Annotated in this window: 15 protein-coding genes and 1 pseudogene; 9 read left to right on the forward strand and 7 right to left on the reverse strand. The window is 63.7% G+C overall.

Annotated elements, in window-relative coordinates; all coding sequences use genetic code 11:
- Nucleotides 1-333: 333 nt before the first annotated feature.
- Both RCO38_RS13395 and RCO38_RS13400 read right to left on the reverse strand, forming a co-directional pair.
- Complete coding sequence (locus RCO38_RS13395; protein WP_308328831.1) at nucleotides 334-2,343, reverse strand: ParB/RepB/Spo0J family partition protein; 2,010 nt, start codon at nucleotides 2,341-2,343, stop codon at nucleotides 334-336.
- 95 nt (nucleotides 2,344-2,438) lie between these two features.
- Nucleotides 2,439-3,266, reverse strand: a complete 828-nt coding sequence (locus tag RCO38_RS13400) for a DUF932 domain-containing protein (RefSeq protein ID WP_308328832.1) — start codon at nucleotides 3,264-3,266, stop codon at nucleotides 2,439-2,441.
- Nucleotides 3,267-3,800: 534 nt separating this feature from the next.
- Between RCO38_RS13400 and RCO38_RS13405 the strand changes: the two genes are divergently transcribed.
- On the forward strand, nucleotides 3,801-4,469 hold the full coding sequence (locus RCO38_RS13405; RefSeq protein ID WP_308328833.1) for a DUF6988 family protein: 669 nt from the start codon (nucleotides 3,801-3,803) through the stop codon (nucleotides 4,467-4,469).
- A gap of 33 nt (nucleotides 4,470-4,502) precedes the next feature.
- On the opposite strand, the gene RCO38_RS13410 is transcribed toward RCO38_RS13405, so the two are convergent.
- The 3 genes from RCO38_RS13410 to radC form a co-directional block, all read right to left on the reverse strand.
- Nucleotides 4,503-4,850, reverse strand: a complete 348-nt coding sequence (locus tag RCO38_RS13410; protein ID WP_308328834.1) for a DUF2958 domain-containing protein — start codon at nucleotides 4,848-4,850, stop codon at nucleotides 4,503-4,505.
- A 210-nt stretch (nucleotides 4,851-5,060) separates the two neighbouring features.
- Nucleotides 5,061-5,585, reverse strand: a complete 525-nt coding sequence (locus tag RCO38_RS13415) for a thioesterase family protein (RefSeq protein WP_308328835.1) — start codon at nucleotides 5,583-5,585, stop codon at nucleotides 5,061-5,063.
- Nucleotides 5,586-5,873: 288 nt separating this feature from the next.
- Nucleotides 5,874-6,395 carry a RadC family protein gene (radC, locus tag RCO38_RS13420; protein WP_308328836.1) on the reverse strand — a complete coding sequence of 174 codons (522 nt, stop codon included), beginning with the start codon at nucleotides 6,393-6,395 and terminating at the stop codon, nucleotides 5,874-5,876.
- Nucleotides 6,396-6,816: 421 nt separating this feature from the next.
- On the opposite strand from radC, the gene RCO38_RS13425 reads away from it, so the two are divergent.
- Genes RCO38_RS13425 through RCO38_RS13435 form a run of 3 tightly spaced genes read left to right on the forward strand, consistent with a single transcriptional unit; the run spans nucleotide 6,817 to nucleotide 11,837 of the window.
- Nucleotides 6,817-7,911: a helix-turn-helix domain-containing protein gene (locus RCO38_RS13425; RefSeq protein ID WP_308328837.1), complete on the forward strand. Its 1,095-nt coding sequence runs from the start codon at nucleotides 6,817-6,819 to the stop codon at nucleotides 7,909-7,911.
- Nucleotides 7,911-8,807: an antitoxin gene (locus RCO38_RS13430; RefSeq protein WP_209801846.1), complete on the forward strand. Its 897-nt coding sequence runs from the start codon at nucleotides 7,911-7,913 to the stop codon at nucleotides 8,805-8,807. The genes RCO38_RS13425 and RCO38_RS13430 overlap by 1 nt, the downstream gene beginning before the upstream one ends.
- 9 nt (nucleotides 8,808-8,816) lie before the next feature.
- Nucleotides 8,817-11,837 carry a DEAD/DEAH box helicase gene (locus RCO38_RS13435; protein WP_308328838.1) on the forward strand — a complete coding sequence of 1,007 codons (3,021 nt, stop codon included), beginning with the start codon at nucleotides 8,817-8,819 and terminating at the stop codon, nucleotides 11,835-11,837.
- Nucleotides 11,838-12,759: 922 nt separating this feature from the next.
- Here the strand turns inward: RCO38_RS13435 and RCO38_RS24285 are convergent.
- Entirely contained in the window at nucleotides 12,760-13,542 is a 783-nt protein-coding gene (locus RCO38_RS24285) for an IclR family transcriptional regulator domain-containing protein (RefSeq protein WP_374694543.1), read from the reverse strand.
- Between the two features lie 158 nt (nucleotides 13,543-13,700).
- Here RCO38_RS24285 and RCO38_RS13445 point away from each other — a divergent pair, with 158 nt between their 5' ends.
- From RCO38_RS13445 to RCO38_RS13465, 5 genes are read left to right on the forward strand one after another with little or no spacing between them, the layout of a single operon-like run.
- Nucleotides 13,701-14,666 (forward strand): Bug family tripartite tricarboxylate transporter substrate binding protein, encoded by a 966-nt coding sequence (locus RCO38_RS13445; protein WP_308328840.1) that lies wholly within the window; start codon nucleotides 13,701-13,703, stop codon nucleotides 14,664-14,666.
- Nucleotides 14,667-14,704: 38 nt separating this feature from the next.
- Nucleotides 14,705-15,943 carry an aromatic ring-hydroxylating dioxygenase subunit alpha gene (locus tag RCO38_RS13450; protein WP_308328841.1) on the forward strand — a complete coding sequence of 413 codons (1,239 nt, stop codon included), beginning with the start codon at nucleotides 14,705-14,707 and terminating at the stop codon, nucleotides 15,941-15,943.
- Between the two features lie 11 nt (nucleotides 15,944-15,954).
- A complete protein-coding gene (locus RCO38_RS13455; protein ID WP_308328842.1) occupies nucleotides 15,955-16,431 on the forward strand; it encodes an aromatic-ring-hydroxylating dioxygenase subunit beta in 477 nt (158 codons plus the stop codon).
- A 23-nt stretch (nucleotides 16,432-16,454) separates the two neighbouring features.
- Entirely contained in the window at nucleotides 16,455-17,384 is a 930-nt protein-coding gene (locus tag RCO38_RS13460; protein ID WP_308328843.1) for a PdxA family dehydrogenase, read from the forward strand.
- Between the two features lie 8 nt (nucleotides 17,385-17,392).
- The gene (locus RCO38_RS13465) at nucleotides 17,393-18,412 is read left to right on the forward strand and encodes a 2Fe-2S iron-sulfur cluster-binding protein (protein WP_308328844.1); all 1,020 of its coding nucleotides are present in this window, start codon (nucleotides 17,393-17,395) and stop codon (nucleotides 18,410-18,412) included.
- Between the two features lie 94 nt (nucleotides 18,413-18,506).
- Here the strand turns inward: RCO38_RS13465 and RCO38_RS13470 are convergent.
- A pseudogene (locus RCO38_RS13470) lies at nucleotides 18,507-20,033 on the reverse strand ((Fe-S)-binding protein); the annotation flags it as partial.
- Nucleotides 20,034-20,274: the final 241 nt, after the last annotated feature.

Genomic DNA, 20,274 nt, shown 5'->3' on the forward strand with positions numbered 1-20,274 from the left:
TGAAAACTGGTTCGACTTCTTGCTCATGGCTCTATCCTCTCAGGGAAAAGAGCCTCCTCAAAACCCGGGGCGGTTCACCCTGCATTCTCAGGCAGGGACATGCTGTATAGCTTGCTCAAGACGCGGTACTTACTGAAGGGCGACTTGTGGTCGTACAGGTCTGCCCTCTCGTCGAGAGAATCGACTGGCAAGGCAGTTGTGCGCGACCACTCCGCAGTGTGATTGCTGGGGCAGGTCATCCGGGTGTAGTTCAACCCATGCTGCTTGGTAGCAAAAAAAAGCCCCGGGTGCAAAGCGCCGGGGCCATGAGAGGGACCGTGGGTGTTTCCTCTGTCAGTCTGCCGAGCCTGGCGCATTCGCACCATTCACCGTTGTCGGCATCTGACGACCGAACACGGCAGGCATCCAGCCACTGCCCTCGGCCAGTCGTTCGGCCTCCTGCGCAATCTCTGCCTTCTTGAGCTTGGACAGGCGCTGCACCTCATTCGGCGCGAACTGCGCTACCGCATCCAGGATCGCGGCCTTGGGCACGTGCTGGAAATAGCTGTCGGCCGTGGGCTTCCACCACGCGGCCACGTCCAGGCCCAGCGCCAGCGCCAGTTCGGCGCCGGACTGGCTGGCGGTCGCGCGGGGCGTCACCACGTCCACCGCCGGGGCGGTGCACAGCGCCAGCAGTTGAATCAGTTCCTCCTGAGATTTGTCCAGCAGCACCGTGAACAGTTCGCCCGGTTCCTGCGGCAGCTTGTCGGCCCAGGTCTGCCGCAGCTCGCGCAGCGCGACTGCGGCCGGCGACTCTGGCCAGTCGGGTGCCAGGTCTTCCAGACGATCGCGCAGACTCAGGCGCACGCCCAAGGGCAGGGCGTTGCGGTAGCCGCCTTGCAGGGCCTGCTGCACCAAGGCATGGACCAGCACAGCCAGCGCCACCTGTGGTTGTCGCGCCATTTCGATCTGCAGGGCGGCGGTTCGGTGCGCGCTCAGGCGCTGGGCCAGCCGGTCGGACAGGTGTTCGGCGCCGTGTGGCACATCACCCGTGGTCGATTCATCCGACTCGCCGCCTTCGTCGCTAGGGGTTTGGCCGTTGGCGGCGCGTTGCCGCGCAGCGTCCAGCGCGCGCAGGGCCTTGGCTTCGGCTTCGCGCAATAGTCCCCGGTGCATCAGAGGCAGCCCCTCACGGTCCAGCGTGACGATGGCCCCGGCTATGGTGCGGACCTCGGGCGCATGGCCGCTGAGCTGAGACTGGACGGCTTCGAGTTCAGTCGCCAGGGCCTCACGGCGCTGGTGCAGGGTTTCTGCCTTGTCTTCGTCGTCCGCTTCGTAGGCGTCCTCCAGCGCGGCATCGGTGCGGTCAAGGCGTCCTTGCAGGACGGCGATTCGCCGGGCTTCCTTCGCGCTGGGTTCGCGGCGCGTGCGCGGTGCATTCTGGAATGCCTGCCGCTCGGCAGGGCTCAGGTGCGGCACCGCCTCCACCCATGCCCAGCCCTCGGCGCGCACTGGCTCGGCCAGTGCCTCCAGCTTGTCGCGCACCAGCCGTTCCAGCAGCGCGGCATCGATCAGCGTGGTGCCGGTGGCCTCGTCGTCGTCGAACAGGTCGCGACGGATGCGGCCCCCGGCAGCGGTGTAGGCGTCCTGGCCGACGAAGCGCACCAGCGCATGGTCGGCACCGATTTCCCGCTCGGTCAGGCGCTGGCGAAGTGCAGCGGGCGAGCGCTGCCATTCGGGCGCGTCGTAGAACGCCGCTTCCTGGGCGGCAGGGTCGTCGGTGACGGCCAGCGCCATCAACTGGTCCAGGCTGACCGAGTCGGCGCGGTAGTCGGCCATCAGGCGCGGCGAGACGTTGGCGAGCTTGAGGCGGCGCTGCACCACCAACGGCGTGACGCCGAAGTCGGCCGCGATGTCTTCCACGGGTCGCCCTTCGGCCACCAGGGCGGCGAAAGCCTCGAACTGGTCGGCCGGGTGCATCGCCTCGCGCTGCACGTTCTCGGCCAGGCTGGCGGTGCGCGCGCTCGCGTCGGCCACCAGCAGGCAGGGCACGTCCCAATCCTTGGCGATGCGGCGCTTCTTGGCCAGCAGCTTGAGGGCCGCAAAGCGGCGACCTCCGGCCACCACCTCGTAATGCCCGCCGTCCGCCGCCAGCGTGACGGTGAGGTTCTGCAGCAGACCTACGCGCTCGATGCTGGAGGCCAGCGCTTCGATGGATGGTCCTGTCGTCTTGCGCACGTTGCGGCGCGACGGGCGCAGCCGCGACAGCGGCACGAGCAGCATCTGCTGCGAGGGCTGGGCGGGCACTTGCGGTGTGGGGATGGCGTGCAGGGCCTGAGCTTCGGGTTGGGTGAGTGCGTTCATGGTGAAACTCCTGTCGGGTGAGCGGTGAAGCGGGGTGTGTGGTGAGGGAAGGGCGGCTGCAGGGGCCAAGCCCTGCGCGCCGCGCGGGTTCGGAATCAGGCCTTGAGCTGGCGCATGCCATCGGCCAGCAGCCACAGGGCGCGGTTCAGGCGCAGGTTCTGGTCGATGCCCTGCACGGGACGGGTGCTCTGGCGGCGCCCGTTGGCGCTGCGGCCGGTCAGTCCGCCCTTGATCAGGTTTTCCTGGGTGCGGTTGAACACGCTCCACAGGTCGCGCCGGTCGTCGTCGTGGCGACGCGGCATCAGGATTTGCGACTCGGTGACGGGCGGCGCCTGCTCGGCGTCGTCGTACTTGAGGGCGAGCGCGGCACGCGCGAATACCTCCGACTCGCCCACGTCCAGCGCCACGGCCTGCATGGCCTCGCGCGATTCCTGCGCGTTCCCGAAGCCTTGCAACACCGTGTAGGCGCCTTCGATCACCTGCGCGGCCACGTCGCCCTTGTGCGGCACGCGCACGTCGGCCACGGTGTCGCCGCACACCAGCCCGTTCTGGCAGACGAAACGGAACATGCCCGCCAGCATCTGGTAGCTGCTGGTGCCGTCGTGCGAGTTGAGCAGGATGATTTCGTTGGCCTCGCGGCCGTTGATCTGGCTGGCGTGGCGCAGCCGGATCAGGTGCTTGGTGAACTCGCGCCGGTCGTCCTGGCGCACGCGGGTCTGGCACACCATGAAGGGCTGGAAGCCCTCGCCGCGCAACTCCTGCAGCACGGTGGCGGTGGGGATGTAGCTGTAGCGCTCGGAGCGACTGCCGTGCGGCGCCTCGGCAAAGATGGAGGGCGCCACGGCGCGGATCTGGTCATCCGACAGCGGGGTTTCGGAACGCAGCACCGGCGAACGCGGTGCGAAACGAGAGGCAAGTTGCATGGTCATTTCTCCAAATGAAGCTGGCTGTTGAAAACACCCACCGGATTCCTAGATTCGGAGCCCTCTTCGGGTCTTCCGGTGGGGTCGGCGCAAAGACCTGGGCCGGTCCCGTCGCCACCGTCTTTCCTGAGTTCATCGCCCGCGACCACAGGAGCGCGCCACCCGGTGCCGTCAAGGAAGCAAGCGCCAGGGTTGGTGCGGCCCGCAGGCGCAGCCGAGGACACGGCCTGGCGCGCCTTGACGACACCGGGCGGTGTGCTACGGTCGCGCAAGTGGTGATGGACGAGGGAAGAGGGCGCCAGTGGCCCCTGGCCGCAGATGGCGCCGACCCCACGCAAGCGCAGCGCGCAGGTCCGGTCGCAAGGCCGGGCCGATGGCGTCAGCCGACCGGAGGGAAGGAAACAATGGAAGCCCGCCAGGGACGAGACCGCGTGACCGCAGGGAACTGGGCTCGGTGCGCAGCACGACAGCGCGGCCGGCCAGCCTCACAAGGCCGGCGACGCCCGGTTGCACGGAGCGCTCTACGATGACGACATGACCGAGAAAGACCAGAACCACCCAGATCCCCTGGAGCAGATGCTGCTGCGCTCGGATGCCTTGCACGAACGGCTGAACGAGCTGCTTGACGACGCCGCGTTCGACGGGTCTGCGCGTGGCGAGGCCGCTCTGGGCATGTGCGTGGTGGCCATGGAGCACGGGACCGCCTTGCGTGCCTTGATGGCGCTGGGACTGCCGACCTCGGCGGTCAGCTTGATGCGGCTGCAGTTCGAAGCCTTGACCCGCTCGATGTGGCTCATCTATGCGGCCAGCGATGCCGCCATCGAGAAGCTGTCGGCCCCGCTCACGCTCGAAACCGAACAGGTCGCCAAGAACCTGCCCAGCGCAAAGGAAATGATCGAGCAGATCGGCAAGCGGGTCGGGCAGAGTGTGCCTGCTGCGGCCCACGGGATGCTGACCCAGTTCAAGGACGTGTCCTGGAACGCCATGAACTCCTTCGTGCACGGCGGCATCCACCCACTGCGACGCAGCGCCGATGGTTTCCCCGTGCACCTGGCCCTGCAAGTGCTGCGCAACTCCAATGGACTGAGCACCATGACCGGCATGACGATGGCAGTGCTCACCGGTGACGAATCCATCGTCCAGCCGATGATCAAGATCCAGCCGGCGTTCGCCGACTGCCTGCCGGATCTGCTGAAACCCTGAAAACCCGGGCGTCCGTGACACCCTGGTGGCTGGTCAGACGACGATGCGTCCGGCCAGCCGCGCGTCCCGAGCGTAGGCGCTCAGGCGCTTTTCGGCGCGAAAGTGCAGGTCGCGCTCAACCGGCAACCCGAGCCGACCACGTACCGTCGCCAGTTCCTGAAGACTGACCCAGCCCAGTTCGGGTGCACCCAGGCCCAGGTCGCACAGACCGAAAGCATGATCGTGGTCGTCCGGGTCGATCTCGGTCAGCAGCCAGGTTGCGCCAGCGTCGGGTGTGAACAGCTTGACCACGGGCGCCGGGTCGAAGTCGGGGTTCTGCAACGATTCGCGGCCGTTGGCCAGCAGCAGGACGCGCTGCTCGTCGGTGATGAGTGCGTTCATGGTGAACTCCAGAAGGAAAGCCGGGCGGGATTGCCCGCAGCCTCCGGGTCACGGCGCAGCGCAGCGGTCAAGGTTCGTAGACGGCCGCCCAGGCCGCCAGCGCAGCGCAGGTGCGCGCCGACCTTGACGGCGAGAACGACGTGGCACGCTGGGTACAACAGCAAGCCAGCCCCACACACTGCCCAGATGCTCCGATTGGGCGGAGTGCGTTCAGGAAATTTGCTGTTCCCGAAGGCTGAATGAATCGGATGACTCACACTTACCAGGCGCGTCTTTAACCAAGCCAACGTCCGAGTTCATCCCGAGCGCCACAACCTTCGCGGCAATGCGCGACTCCATTGAGACTCGTGGCGCCACCACCAGAATGACGGAGCCTTCGCAAACCACTTCGTGGTCGTCGGATGCCTGGATGCAGAACTTCGCGCTTCGCTGCCCCAGGCGTTCAACCCATCCTCGCAGCTTCAGGGTCGATCCGGGCGGGATCGGCCCCTTGTGCTCCAGCTCTATCGTCCGGCCCACCACGACCTCCGAGGTGGCATCCACGTGCCGCTGCATCTCGCGGATGCAGATGGACTCGACAACGGCGACCAGATACCCGGTCGCCAGGCATTCGATCAGCCGCTGCGCATAGTCGCTCCCATGCGGGAGCCTTGAAAACAGAGCCCGGGCCGTCTGTTCGGGCGGCACGCTGTAGGTTTCTTCAAAGGAAATTTCACTGATGCCTTGGTGGTTCATGGAATTGGGCGAGGGGTTGATGGCGCGTATTCGCTCTCCGAAACCCCGCGTCAAAGCGGGGTGACAGGAACAGCGTTCGATCCTCGTTCGGATGCATCGCGTCTTCAACCCAGCCAGGCGTTCTCCAGCGTAGCTGGCTCGATGCAGATGTCCGGGGTGGTTTCCGACAGAGGATGCCCCACCGCTTCCGGCCTTGAAACCATGAAGTGTTCGTGCCACTGGGTGGTGGCACGCTGTTGGGCAGGAAGCGAAAAAACGGGAGCCGGTGTGGCCCCCGGTCGCGCGGGCTCAGATCAGCCCACGCTCAGCAAAGGACAGGATCGTTGGCCCTGCCAAGATCAGGTGATCGATGACCCGCACGTCCACCAGCGACAGCGCGCTCTTGAGGGTCTGGGTCAGATGCTCATCGGCCCGCGAGGGCTCGGCCACGCCCGACGGATGGTTGTGCACCAGGACGATGGCCGCCGTGTTGTGTGCCATGGCTTCCTTGACCACCTCGCGCGGATAGACCGATGTCTGGGTCACGGTGCCGCGGAACATCTCGACGTACTCGATGACCCGGTGTTGGGCGTCCAGGTGGATCACCGCGAACACCTCGTGCTCCAGCGTGCCCAGCTTGATGCGCAGGAAATCGCGTACCGCTTGCGGAGACGACAGCATCTCGGTGCCGCGCAACTGACCTGCGAGCACCCGCAGCGCGGCCTGCAGCACCTCTGCCGGCTCGGCCGGACGGTAGCTGCCCGCGACATCGCGAACGAGCAGGGAGGAATCGATGGAAGACGTGAACGACAGGGAAGACAGCTGCGACATGATCGGCTCCGGTTCGGAATCGGGCGGGATTGCCCGGAACCGGCCACCCACGCCGCAGCGCAAGCAGTCAGGGGTCGGAGGCGAAGCCAGAGACGGCCGCCAGGACGCCAGCGTGCAAGGCACGCGCAGCCCTTGACGGCGAGAACGGCGTGGTAAGTTGAAAGGACACAGCAAAACGCCACCCCCGCACACCACAACAGCCCCGGCAAGCGGAGCGCGCAGCGGCCATGCCGCGGAGGCGTCAGGGATCAAAGCCGGATGGCCGGGATTCGGCACGAAGCCCGGGGCGCAGCCCGCGAGCCCGGTGGCGGGACGCCGAGACGTCAGTGAACTTGCATCTTTGCTGAACAGTAAATATTGCGATTTTTTGGAAAATTCGATAGAGTGCAGAAATTCACTGTGCAGTAAACCGCCCAAAAGCATGCTTGAGCTGACCATGACCGAACACCAGTTGGTCTCGCGCCTTGTGGATGCATTGCGCGAGCTTCCCGATGTCCATGCGGATGTGGTGCGTGGGGAGCTTTCAGGCGGACGACCTGATCGGGGCCTGGATGCTGCGGTCGATCTGCACGTGGCTGGGAAGTCGCTGGCCGTGCTGGTCGAAGCCAAAAAGGCGGTCTACCCCCGCGATGTGCGCCAGGTGATCTGGCAGATCCGGGATGCCAGCCGCGCGTGGGCAGGCAACCATCAAGGCGAGGTCGTGTCGCTGATCGCGGCGGAGTCGATCTCGCCCGGCGCCAAGGAACTGCTCAGGAGCGAGGGCGTGGGCTACTACGACAGTGGTGGAAGCCTCTACCTGCCCGCGCCCGGCATCTACCTCTACATCGACAAGCCTCCACCCAAGACGCTGGTCAAGTCGATCCGCTCTCTGTTTTCTGGCCGACGCGCCCAGGTGCTGCATGCACTGCTCCTTCATCGTCAGGCGTGGTTCGGCGTCACCGAACTGGCCCAACTGGCGCAGGTGTCTCCGGCCACCACATCTCAAGTGCTGACCGAGCTGGAACGCTTCGACTGGCTCGAAGAAAAGGGGCAAGGCCCCAGCAAGGAGCGCAACCTTCGCGAACCTACCGCCCTGCTTGATGCCTGGGCCAAGCAGGTGAAGATCGATCAAACGCCTGCGCTGAGCAGGTACTACGTCCCTGCGACCAAGCCGGACGCGTTGGTCATGCGCGTTGCCGAAGCACTGGAAGGGCGAGGCGTCGAGTACGCGATCAGCCACGAGGCTGCGGCCCAGCGGCTCGCTCCCTTCCTGTCCAACGTGTCCCAGGTGCGCCTGCGAATGTTGCCCGGGCACGCCACAGACTCCGCCCTGAGCGACCTGGGTGCGCGCTTGGTCACCGAAGGAGCCAATCTGGCTGTGATCGAGACTAAGTCGACTGGCGAGCTGCTGTTCAGGGAGCGCATGAACGGACTGTGGCTGGCCAGCCCGATTCAGATCTACCTTGACTTGGTGTGCGGCGAAGGTCGCTCGAAGGAAATGGCCGAGCATTTCCGCAAAGAAAGGATAGGCTTCTGATGGCCAAACCAGCAACGCTCGATGGCTACAGCGACCAGTACACGGTGGACTGCGAGCGAGTCCTGGTGACTTTGCTGCGCGGGCTCGGGCCTTGGAAGGATTCTGTTTACCTGGTCGGCGGGCTCACGCCGCGATATCTTGTCCCGGCACGGCCACCGGTCGTGCCCGCGCATGCTGGCACCCTGGACGTGGACATCGTCATCGACCTGCAGATCCTGGCCGACACCGAGGCTTATCACACGCTGGAGGACAACCTCAAGCGGATGGGCTTCGAACGCGCCGAGAACGAGGCCGGAAAGAAGCTCTCATGGCGCTGGCAGACCCGTACCGAGCACGGTGCGCTTATGGTGCTGGAGCTGTTGGCCGACGCCCCCGACATTGCCGGCGGCAAGGTTCAGCCTTTGCCGACCGAGGGCACGATCTCAGCGCTGAACATCCCGCACTCGTCGATCGTTTTCGACCTGCACCAGGTCACGGAAATCCAGGCTGATCTGCTGGGCAACAACGGCGTCGCCACCGAGAAGATCAAGCACGCCAACCTCGTCAGCTTCACCTGCCTCAAGTCTTTCGCTTTCGACCAGCGGTTCGAGCGCAAGGACGCGCACGACCTGATCTACTGCATCGAACATGCGCCCGAAGGCATCGATGCAGTGGCCATGGCTTTTCGGCAGGAGCTTGCCGGCAAACATGGCCCGGTGATAGCTGCATCGCTGGCAATCTTGCGAAGTCGCTTCGCCGGCGACGAGAAGATCGATGGCTATCGGAAAGATGGTCCGGTCTCGGTTGCCAAGTTCGAGCTGGGTAAGGGCGACGAGCCGGAGCAGCGTGAGGCGAGGGCGTTGCGGCAGCGGCAGGCGAGCGACGTGATTGAACAGCTCTTGGCTCGAATCGGATAGGGAGAGCGCGTGGCGATCAAAGCGATCTTCGTTGGCATCAACAAGCATCTTGACACCTCCATTCCCGAGCTGAGCGGGGCGCGGCGCGACGCCACGGCCTTGTGGGCGCTGTTCACCGACACCGTCGAGGGCCTGAATGCCCGCCTGCTGGTGGACGAGGCTGCCACGCACGCGGAAGTGTCCGGTGCGATGCTTGGCACCCTTGCCGCCGCGAACGCCGACGACGTGGTGGTCATCGCGTTCGCCGGGCACGGCTCTCCGGATGGCAACCTGGTGCTGTTCGACACGGATGCGGGCAACCTCGCCGGTACAGCCTTGTCAATGGCGGGCTTGGCGGACGCCTTCAAAGCGACGAAGGCCCGCGCCGTCCTGTGCATTCTCGATTGCTGTTTCAGCGGCCAAGCACCCGCGCGCGTTCTGGAGACGACTGCACGCCCACGCAATGCCTTTGCGCTCACGGGCATCTATGGAGAAGGGCGCATCCTCTTGGCTGCATGCGCGACGAACGAGTCTGCATGGGAGCAGCCAGGTACCGGGCATGGCTTGCTCACCCACGCCGTCATCGAGGCCTTGACCGGCGTGGCTGGCGAGTCGGTCAGCTTCCCGGAGATTGGGGGCGAGATCATCCGACTGGCGCGCGTGGAGGCCGAGCGCATCAGCGTCACGCAAACGCCCGTGTTTCTGGGCAGTGTGCAGGGTGGCCTGACGTTCCCGGTGCTCAAGCGCGGCGACAACTACGCCGCAGCTTTTCAAGCAAGGGCCGTGCAGCAGATGTCGGGATCGTTCGCGGAGTTTTCCGCCCACGGCTTTCCGCCGGAGATCGTCGAGAAGTGGGCAGCGGACTTTCCGCAAGGTCTGAATGCGCTGCAGCTCAAGGCGGTCAACGAGTTTGGCGTGCTCGCCGGCAACTCCCTTCTGGTCGTCGCGCCCACAAGTTCCGGCAAGACGATGGTTGGCGAGGTGGCGGCGATTCAGGCGGTCACGTCCGGCAAGAAGGCGGCATTCCTGTTGCCGTACCGAGCGCTGGTCAACGAAAAGTTCGAGGAATTCACCGAGCGCTACTCGGCTGCCGGGTTGCGGGTGGTCCGTTGCAGCGGAGATGCCACCGATGGGATCGGCCCCGTCCTTGCCGGGCGATACGACTTGGGGTTCTTCACGTACGAGACCTTTTTGAATCTCGCGCTCGGATCGCCGCGATTGCTGACCCAGCTCGGCCTGGTTGTGCTGGACGAGGGGCAGTTCATCACGGACCCGCAGCGCGGCATCACGGTCGAATTAATCTTCTCGCTGCTCTTGCGGGCCCGGCAGCGCGGCATCGAGCCGCAGCTCGTGATTCTGTCGGCAGTCATCGGGAACTTGAACAGCTTCGATCGCTGGCTCGGTGTTCCGCTGTTGTTGTCGCGTGAGCGCCCCGTGCCGCTCGTCGAAGGCGTGCTCGACCGGCGGGGAACATTTCAATACGTCGATATCGACGGGACCACGAAGATCGATGCCTTGCTGTCTTCGCACCGCATCGTGCAGCGTCGCGACAAGCCCAGTTCGCAGGATGTCATCGTGCCCCTGGCGCAGCAACTGGTGGAGCAGGGCGAGAAGCTGCTGGTGTTCCGTAACATGCGTGGTCCGGCCCAGGGCTGCGCGAAGTACCTCGCCAAGGAACTGAGGCAGCTGCCGGCTACAGCCGTCCTAGATGTTCTGCCTACCCAGGATCTGACCGGCGCATCGCAGGACTTACGGGAGTGCCTTGCTGGCGGCACCGCATTCCACAACACCAATTTGCTGAGGGCGGAACGCGAAGCTGTCGAGAGAGGGTATCGCAGCGCCACAGGCGGTATCCACGCTCTGGTTGCCACGACGACCTTGGCCGCCGGTATCAACACACCGGCCTCCACGGTCGTGCTCGCCGAGAACGAATTCGTCGGCGAGGACGGTCGACAGTTCACCGTGGCCGAATACAAGAACATGGCGGGGCGTGCCGGCAGGCTCGGCTTCAACGAAATTGGTAAGGCGATCATCTTGGCCGACACGCCAATGGAACGTGCGCAGCTTTTCCAGCGCTATGTGCTGGGCGTGCCCGAGGACGTGAAATCCTCCTTCCAACAACGCGACCTGCCGACATGGACGCTGCGCCTGCTCAGTCAGGTGCGCGGCGTTCGAGCCGGCGAGATTCCGGGCTTGCTGGTCAACACCTTCGGAGGTTACTCGGCATCGCGCGCGAATCCGCAATGGGTCGCGATGGTGGAGCGGGACGTGACGGCTCTGGTGGAGCGCCTCTTGCAGGCTGGGTTGGCCGAGCGCGAAGGCGATCTCATCCATCTGACGCTGCTCGGGCGTGCCTGCGGTTCGTCCTCCTTGTCGTTCGAGTCGAGCTTGCGCCTGGTCGAGCTGATGGGGCGCCTGAACGTTGCTCAGACGCCACCTGATCACATTCTCGCGATGGTGCAGGTGTTGGATGAGCTGGACGCTATCTATACGCCGGTGATGAAGAAAGGGCAGTCGGAGAGCGTGCGCGCCGGCGAGGCGGCGCAACGCTTCGGGCATCAGATGCCTCAAATGCTTCAACGGTACTGTCGTGACCAAATTGAGTTCTGGGCTCGATGCAAGCGCGCGGCGCTGTTGCATGACTGGATCGAGGGAACACCCGTCGATGTGCTGGAGAAGCGCTACTCCACGACGCCATTTGGCGGGGCCATCGGCTACGGCAACATCATCGGCATTGCCGATGCGACCCGGTTTCATCTGCGTTCTGCGCATCAGATCCTCGGGACGCTCTTCCCGGATCAGCCCGACTTTCTAAAAGGCTTGGACGAGATTCTTCAGCGGCTCGAGTTCGGGTTACCCTCCGCCGCGCTGCCTCTCACGAAGATTTCGGTAAGGCTGACTCGCGGCGAATGCTTGGCGCTGCTGTCCATCGGCGTGCGCGACGCCGACGACTTGAAGAATCTGGACGACGATCGAATGCGGCACTGCGTGGGGCCGGGTACAGCCGCGCTGTTACGACCAACGGGCGACATGGCTGGCGCGGCTGGATGAACAGGATGAGGCGAAATGTTCTTGGAGGAGGCGTGCATGAGGAGTAGAGAACAAGCGCTAGAACTCGTCGAAGCAGCGTTTATGCAGGCGCAGCGTAAGCAGGGCTCGAGCGCTAAGCCAATGGCGCTCGCGGTGCTGAACAACCGTCTTTTGCAGATGACGGATCGCCGGTTCAAACCTCAGGATTTTGGTGCGAAGGACCTCAGGGCGTTCGTAGCGATGTTGAGCCCGGTGTTCCGTCTGGACGGCGAAGCGTCGCGCGTCGTTGTGGAACGGGTTGCACCGCCTGCCACGGTGGATGGTGCAGAGCGCGCGGCGCGGCGCCCCACCGCTTCATCACCGGCGATTGAGCCCAAGGGCACGGCTGCTGCAGTGGTCGCCCATCGGGTCAATGCGCCCGCCACGATGCAGGTGGCGGAGTCCGGTCGGATCCGCAAGGATCTGTGGCAGGCCATCGTGGATTACAGCAGTGGGCGCACCTATGTTTGGGATGCGAGCGTGGGCCTTGCGCGCGTCGCCCAGCCTCATGATCTCGCACCGCGGATGCCGACGCTGTCGTCAGTCGAACTGGATGAATGGCGACTGACTTTTCTCGAAGCGAACAGAGCCTCCCTGCAAGGAGTCGCGTTGGTTAACGCGCAGCGCTGGCAGGAGCAGCGGCTGTCGACGAACTACTTGCCCTTCGAGCTGCAGCAGGCGTGGAATCGAGAGCTGACGTTGCGCGTGAAGCAGCGTCTTCAGGAGTTCTTTGTCAACCCGCCTACCGGGGAGCCCGCGGCGGAAGGGCCGAACGGCGCGGCGCGCGAGGAGGCGATACGTGAGGCCTTCGAGGTGGAGGTTTCCGCCGCCAGGGACCGTGGGGATCTGTTCTCGGTTGGGGCTCTGGTGACGAGCTTTCTTTGCGATCGCGTCGCCCGAATTCTCAACTCAGACGTGAGCGCACCCAGATCTGACTACGAAGCATGGCCGGCAGCAATTGCTCAACCATTTCGCTGGCGGTCATGCGGTCTGCGCGGCTTGAAAGGCTCAGCGCACCGACTACAGTGCCCCCAAGGTTGTAGAGTGGAATCGCAATAGAGCGCACGCCAACTTCAATCTCCTCGTTGCTCAGGGCATAGCCGTTGGCCGCGCAAGACACCAAGAGCTTACGTAGGCGCACAGGGTCCGTGAGAGTGTGCGGCGTCAGCCGACACAGTGGCATGGCATTGAAAAGTGATTCAAAGTCGGCACCCGACTTTGAACTCAATAGCACACGTCCAGTCGCTGAGCAGTGCAGCGGCAATCGTGAGCCAACGCCCAGACCCACCGTCAAACTCTTGCGCGCGGTGGAGCGGGCCGCGACCATTGCTTCCATTCCATGAAGCACGACCACCGAAGCCGATTCTCGGGTCCGCTCGCTCAAGGCATCCAGCGTGGGCTGCAACAAGCGAGGTAATCGGGTCGAGGTCGAATACGCATAGGCCAAGCGCAGAACTCCGTGATCAAGCCAGAAGCGTTTGCCATCGGTCCGCGCGTAACCCCCTTGGCACAGTGTCAGCAGACAACGTCGCGCGGCCGCAGGGCTGATACCGACCCGACGAGCCGCCTCAGACGAGGTTAGCCGCGCATGCTCATCGTCGAAAGCTTCGATCAGGCTCAGCCCCTTGGCGAGGCCAGCGATCAGGTCTTTCTCTTGGGTCGGCGGAGGGCAAGAAGTTACATCCATGGGACTGGCATCACATTGACAAGCGTCAAAGATATTTGGTCGTGTTTGCGCTATGCGCAATATTGACTATATCAACCTCGGGCAACAAACGCACACTACGCCCCGTTTTGACGACATGTCTGGCTTGGCCGGACTTCCACCACCCGAGGAGAAAACTTTTGAAAAAACTCACGATCTGGATTTGCTCGCTAGCCGCCACTTTCACCTGGACCTGCGCGCAAGCCAACGAATTCCCCAGCAAGCTGCTACGTCTCGTTGTTCCGTTCCCGGCAGGCGGCACGGCCGATGTCCTGCCGCGCATCCTGAGTGAAAAGCTGCGCGCCCGTTTCCCGGCTGGCGTGATCGTGGAGAACAAGCCCGGTGCAGGCGGCAACATCGGTGCCGAGTTGGTTGCCCGCTCTGAGCCTGATGGGCACACATTGCTGGTGTCCCCACCAGGTCCCATCGCCATCAATCGCAGCCTGTATGCAAAGCTGACCTACGATGCGAGCCAGTGGGTTCCGGTCACGGTGCTGGCGGCTGTACCTAACGTCTTGGCGGTCAGCAACCAGCTACCGGTCAAGAATGTGGCCGAGCTCATCGCCTACCTCAAGGCCCATCCCGGCACTGTTTCCTATGCATCGCAGGGCAATGGCTCAACCTCGCACTTGACAGCCAACTTGTTCCAGTCCCTGACCGGAACACAGATGGTCCACGTTCCCTACAAAGGCACGGCACCCGCACTGACCGATCTCGCTGGAGGCCAGGTGGATGTCTTCTTTGACAACCTCGGCTCCGCAAGCTCGCTGTACAAGGCCGGCAGGATTCGGATCCTGGCGGTCGCAGACAGCAAGCGCGCGTCCATCGTCAAAGAAGTGCCAACCTTTGCGGAAGTCGGCTTCAGCGGCATGCAAGCCGTGACCTGGTTCGCCGTCGTCGCACCACCCGGCACGCCGGCTGCCGTCGTCACGAAACTCAACAACGCACTGGTCGACATTCTCAAGCAGCCCGAAGTGCAACAGCGCTTTGCCGAGCAAGGCGCCGAAGCCGTGGGCAACACCTCAGAACAGATGGGCCAACTCGTTCGCGGAGAAGCCGCACGCTGGGCCAAGGTTATCAAGGATGCCAACGTCACGGTTGACTGACCGGCGACACATCTACCCGCAAACTCAAGGAAGCAACCATGAATCAGACTCACCCCATCACGTGGGTGCGGGGGCTACACACCCGCGTACCGTATGCCGTCTACCAGCGCCAAGACATCCTCGAACAGGAACAGAAACGCGTCTACGAAGGACCTGCCTGGAACTACCTCTGCCTGGAAGCTGAGATTCCCGAGCCAGGCAGCTATCGCACGACATTTGTCGGCCAAACACCCGTTGTTGTGGCACGCGACACGGACGGCGACATATACGCCTTCGAGAACCGCTGCTCCCACCGCGGTGCGTTGATCTGCCTGGAGAAATCCGGTACGGCCAAGGACTTCCAGTGCGTCTATCACGCTTGGACCTACAACCTGCAGGGCACACTCAAGGGTGTGGCCTTCGAAGCGGGTCTCGACGGTGCCGGCGGCATGCCGCCCTCCTTCTGCAAGGACAAGCACTCCCCGCGCAAACTGCGCATTGCTGTTTTCTGCGGCCTCGTGTTCGGCAGCTTTAGCGACGAGGTGGACAGCATTGAGGACTACCTAGGCCCAGAAATCTGCGCGCGCATTGAACGTGTGCTGAACAAGCCGGTGGAGGTTATCGGTCGCTTCACGCAGGCGCTGCCGAACAACTGGAAGCTCTACTTTGAGAACGTCAAGGACAGCTACCACGCCAGCCTGCTGCATCTTTTCTTCACCACCTTCCGCCTCAACCGCCTGTCGCAACGTGGCGCGGTGATCGTGAGCGAATCGGGTGGCCATCATGTGAGCTATTCGATGGTGGACGCGCCGCAGGCCGAAGCCGGCAAGCAATACCAGGAGCAGGGTCTGCGCTCCGACCAAGAGGGTTACAAGCTCGCCGACCCGACCTTGCTGGCCGGATTCAAGGAATTCGAGGATGGCATCACGCTTCAGATCCTCTCGGTTTTCCCAGGCTTTGTGCTGCAGCAGATCCAGAACTGCCTTGCCATCCGCCAGGTGCTCCCGCGCGGGGTGGAAGAAACTGACCTGAACTGGACCTACCTCGGTTATGCCGACGACACGCCCGCTCAGCGTGAAGTGCGCCTCAAGCAGGCCAATCTGATCGGGCCAGCCGGTTTTGTCTCGATGGAAGACGGTGCCGTCGGCGGCTTCGTTCAACGCGGCATAGCGACCGCTGGCGACGACGAAGCAGTTATCGAGATGGGCGGAGACAGCACCTCTTCGAGCCCGTCGCGGGTGACCGAGGCTTCGGTGCGCGGCTTTTGGAAGCTGTATCGCCGCCTCATGGATATCTAGGAGCATCTGACATGAACAACACTCTTTCACTGCGCGAGCGGATCGCGGCATTTCAGGCGGCCTACATCCGCTGCATCGACACCAACCAACTGGAAAGCTGGCCAGAGTTCTTTCTGCCTCAATGCCAATACACAGTGACCACGGCCGACAACCAGCGCGACGGCTTGGCCGCCGGCCTGATCTGGGCCAACAACCGCGCCATGTTGCAGGACAGAGTTTCGGCACTGCGCCACGCCAACGTCTACGAACGGCACAGCTACCGCCACCTCGTCGGCCTGCCCTTCATCACTGGTGAGCAGCCTGCAACAGCCAGTTGCGAAACGCCCTTCATGGTGGCCCGCATCATGCACGATGGGCACACCGACCTCTACTTCACCGGCGTCTATCACGACGAGTTCGACGCTTCGGGCGATGCCCTGCTCCTGCGCAGCCGTGTTGTGGTGTGCGACAGCAGCCGCGTCGATATCCTGCTGGCCGTCCCGCTGTGATCTCACAGGCTGTTCGAATTGCATTGCCGCTGGGTGACCCCAACGGCATCGGACCGGAAATTGCGCTCAAGACAGCCGCAGCCTATGCGGGACGCCCCGATGTTTGCCTGACGCTGTTCGGGCCACAGGTTGTACTTCAGCAGACGGCGCAGTGCCTTGGGCTGACTGACCTGTTGGCCGCCACGCCAGTGGTATCCACGGCGGCCATGCCGACCGGGACCTTCCAGCCTGGGCGGGTATGCGCTGAGGCTGGATCGGCCATGATCGCGGCTGCCAGTTCGGCCATCACCGCCACCCGGCGTGGCGATTTCGATGCGGTGGTGGCCGGCCCGCACCACGAAACCGCCGTGCATATGGCAGGCATCCCTTTTTCGGGCTACCCCTCGCTGGTGGCACGTGTCTGCGGCCAGCCCGAGGACAGCGTATTTTTGTTGCTGGTGGGCGGCGGCCTGCATATCGTGCATGCGACGCTGCACGAGAGCGTGCAGCACGCTCTCGACCGCCTGACGTCTGAACTGATCGTGCAGGCTGCTCTGGCCGGCATGCGCGCCATGCAGCGCCTGGGCATGAACGCGCCGACCATCGGTCTGTTCGGCATCAATCCGCATGCAGGTGAAAACGGCCTGTTCGGAGATGCGGACGAGCGCATCACCAAGCCGGCCGCCGAACGCCTGCGCGCCGTCGGCCTACAGGTAGACGGCCCTATTGGGGCAGACACTCTGCTGGCGGAGCGCCGCCACGACTTGTATGTCGCCATGCTGCATGACCAGGGCCATATCCCGATCAAGCTGTTGAGTCCCAAACAGGCCAGCGCCTTGTCAATCGGTGCCGACGTGATTCTGTCCAGCGTGGGTCACGGCAGCGCTATGGATATCGCTGGCCGGTGCATTGCCGATGCCAGGGCCATGATCAATACCGTCGCTCGGCTTGCTGCCGTGCCGGTCCCAACCTGAACCATTCAATGACGAATCAGATCAAGATCGAAGGCAGCGAAGTCGCCTTCTCCTGCGAGCACGGCGAGACTGTTCTCGATGCCGCCACACGCAACGGTATTGAACTGCCTTATTCGTGTCGCAAGGGCGTATGCGGCAATTGCCGCGGTTTGGTGCTCGAAGGCCAACTGGTGCCAAGCACCGCCGGCGGAAGCGCCGAGGCCGGCATTCACGCGCCCAACGAGCATCTGTTCTGCCATGCACAGGCTGCCAGCGACTTGCTGATCCGGCCTCGTAGTTGGCAGCGCATCGACCTGGACGCGCGCAAGACCCTGCAAGCCAAGGTGTTCCGCGTGACGCAGGCGGCCAGCGACGTGACCGTGCTGCAACTGCGCTTTGCCGCCGGCATGCGTGCGAAGTTCCTGGCCGGTCAGTACCTGCAGGTAGTCCTGCCCGATGGCCAGCGCCGCTCTTACTCCATGGCCAATGCGCCGCATGAGAGCGATGGCGTGCAGTTGCATATCCGTCATGTGCCCGGAGGCCACTTCAGCAGGGACGTCTTGCCAGGCCTCAAACCTGGCGACTTCTTGCAGCTCGAATTGCCACATGGCGATTTCTGGCTGCGCGAGGACAGCGAGCGCCCCTTGGTCATGGTGGCGGGCGGTACCGGATTTGCCCCGCTCAAATCGATCATCGACCACATGGTGCGCCGCAAGATCGGCCGCCCACTGACGCTGTACTGGGGGTCGCGCCTGCCCGAAGGCCTTTATGCGCAGGAGGTTATCGCCCGGTGGCAGCAGGGCCAGCTACCCGATCTGCGCTATGTGCCTGTCGTCAGCGACGTCGGCGATGACATATCGTGGCGAGGCCGTACCGGCCTCGTTCACGAAGCCGTACTCGCGGATCAGGCGGACCTGAGCGGTCATGACGTCTACGCGTGTGGTGCACCGGCCATGGTGGCGGCACTTCGGCGCGCCTGTATTGAGCGGCGGGGCTTGCCGGAACAACGCTTTTTCAGCGACGCCTTTGTCAGCAATCCACCTCACTAACTGGTAAGGACGGTGAGGGGAGGTCACAAGTTCGGGTCAAAAAGGGCCAGTCGGCGAGAACAGGTGGGCGGGCTGATTGGAGTCCAGACTGCCTCTAACGTCGGATGCACTCGAGGAGTGCCTCGACGGGATGACGCAGACGTTTCTCCCTCAGCCGGGAGACCTGGCCGCGACAGGAATAGCCAGTGGCTAGCAGTTCTGCCTGTTCATGCGTGTCGACGATTCTCGCCCATGACTGTTCGAAGATCGCACGGGACGTCCTCACATTTCTCGCTTCGTGCCCATAGGTCCCCGACATTCCGCAACAGCCTGCGGCTGGTGTGCTGAGTTCAAGGTTTGCGCGTTGAAACAACTGGGTCCAGTCGCTGCTGCTCGACGATGCGTTCGTTTTCTCCGTGCAGTGCGGCAGCAGAACGTACTGACGGACGGGCGCAGTGCACCTCGACTCAGGGAACACGTTGAGCAGCCACTCCTGCGGCAACAGCACGTTGGGTGACTGATCGATGCCCAGCAGCTTCCGGTACTCCTGGCGATAGACGAGCGTCATCGCGGGATCGAGGCCTACCAGTGCGACACCCGATTCCGAGATTCGCCGCAACTGGGCCGCGTTTTCGCGCGCCGCCTTGTCGAACGCCGACAGGAATCCCTGCACCTGAAGCGGCTTGCCGTTGGGAAGAAATGGGGCGAGGTAGACGCGAAAGCCCAGCCGCGACGCAAGCTCCATGAAGCTCGCGGCCACCGGTGATTCGAAGTAGCGTGTGAAGGCGTCCTGCACGAACACAACGGAGCGGACGCGCTGCGCAGATGTCAATGCACTCAGGCGCCGGACGGATGCGGTCTGCACGTTCCAGTGACGGGCGAACCGGGTCCAAGCGAACCGGCTGAGCAGGGGGCTGTCGACCATGCCGGCGTTCTTCTCAAGCCAGCGCTGGACAGGCGGCGCCGACATGAGTGTGTTGTAGAGCCCCGGCGCGTGAGCGAGATGCGGGATGGTGTACTCCAGCGAGCCTATCAGGTAGTCCCTGATGGGCCTCAGGTACCGGGCGTGATACAGCGCCAGGAACCTCGATCGAAACTCCGGGACGCTGACCTGGACGGGGCATTGCCCAGCGCACGACTTGCAAGCGAGGCATCCAGCCATCGCGTCGTACACCTCGTGCGAGAAGTCGTCTACCCCATTTCGGGGCCCGCGCGTGTTGCGCCATCGTACGGGCAGGCTACGCAGAAAGGAGGGTGTGCTGCGCTCGGACTGGATGACGTCGACGCCCGCCTCCCCCTGCAGCCGAAGCCATTCACGGAAGAGTGACGCTCGTCCCTTGGGCGAATGCATGCGCTCGCGAGTCGCCTTCCAGGACGGGCACATGGCGTCGTCGGGGTCGAAGTTGTAGCAGGCGCCGTTGCCGTTGCACTTCAGGGCGGAACTGTAGCTTTGCCAGACCTGCGGATCGATCTGTCCGTCCGCGTCGCCGCGTAGCTGTACCTCGTCGACTCGCGTCAACTGATGCCCTGAGCCTGAAGGGGTTGCGATCTTGCCGGGGTTGAGCTGGTTGTACGGATCGAAGGCGGCCTTCAGCGCCTGCAGCGACGGGTACAGCTCGCCGAAGAACGTGGGTGCGAACTCTGGCATGCGCGCTGATGCCGTGCTACCTGGCACCGTTACCCAGCGTGAATTGGCACCCTCTGCACGGCGCGAGATTCTCAGGGTCTGTGAGCGCTGGGGGTGGGGTGAAGAAGCTGCAGCACTCGGGGCGCTCGCGGTCGAGCAGGAAGCGATGGAGCCATGCTGGCCCGAGTGATCACGGCAGCGGCGCAAGTACCTGTCGATCTATTGAGACTGTCCGAAGGTTTGCAGCTCGCGTGCG

It is taken from the genome of Hydrogenophaga pseudoflava (genome assembly GCF_031020795.1).
Lineage (GTDB): Bacteria > Pseudomonadota > Gammaproteobacteria > Burkholderiales > Burkholderiaceae_C > Hydrogenophaga > Hydrogenophaga pseudoflava_A.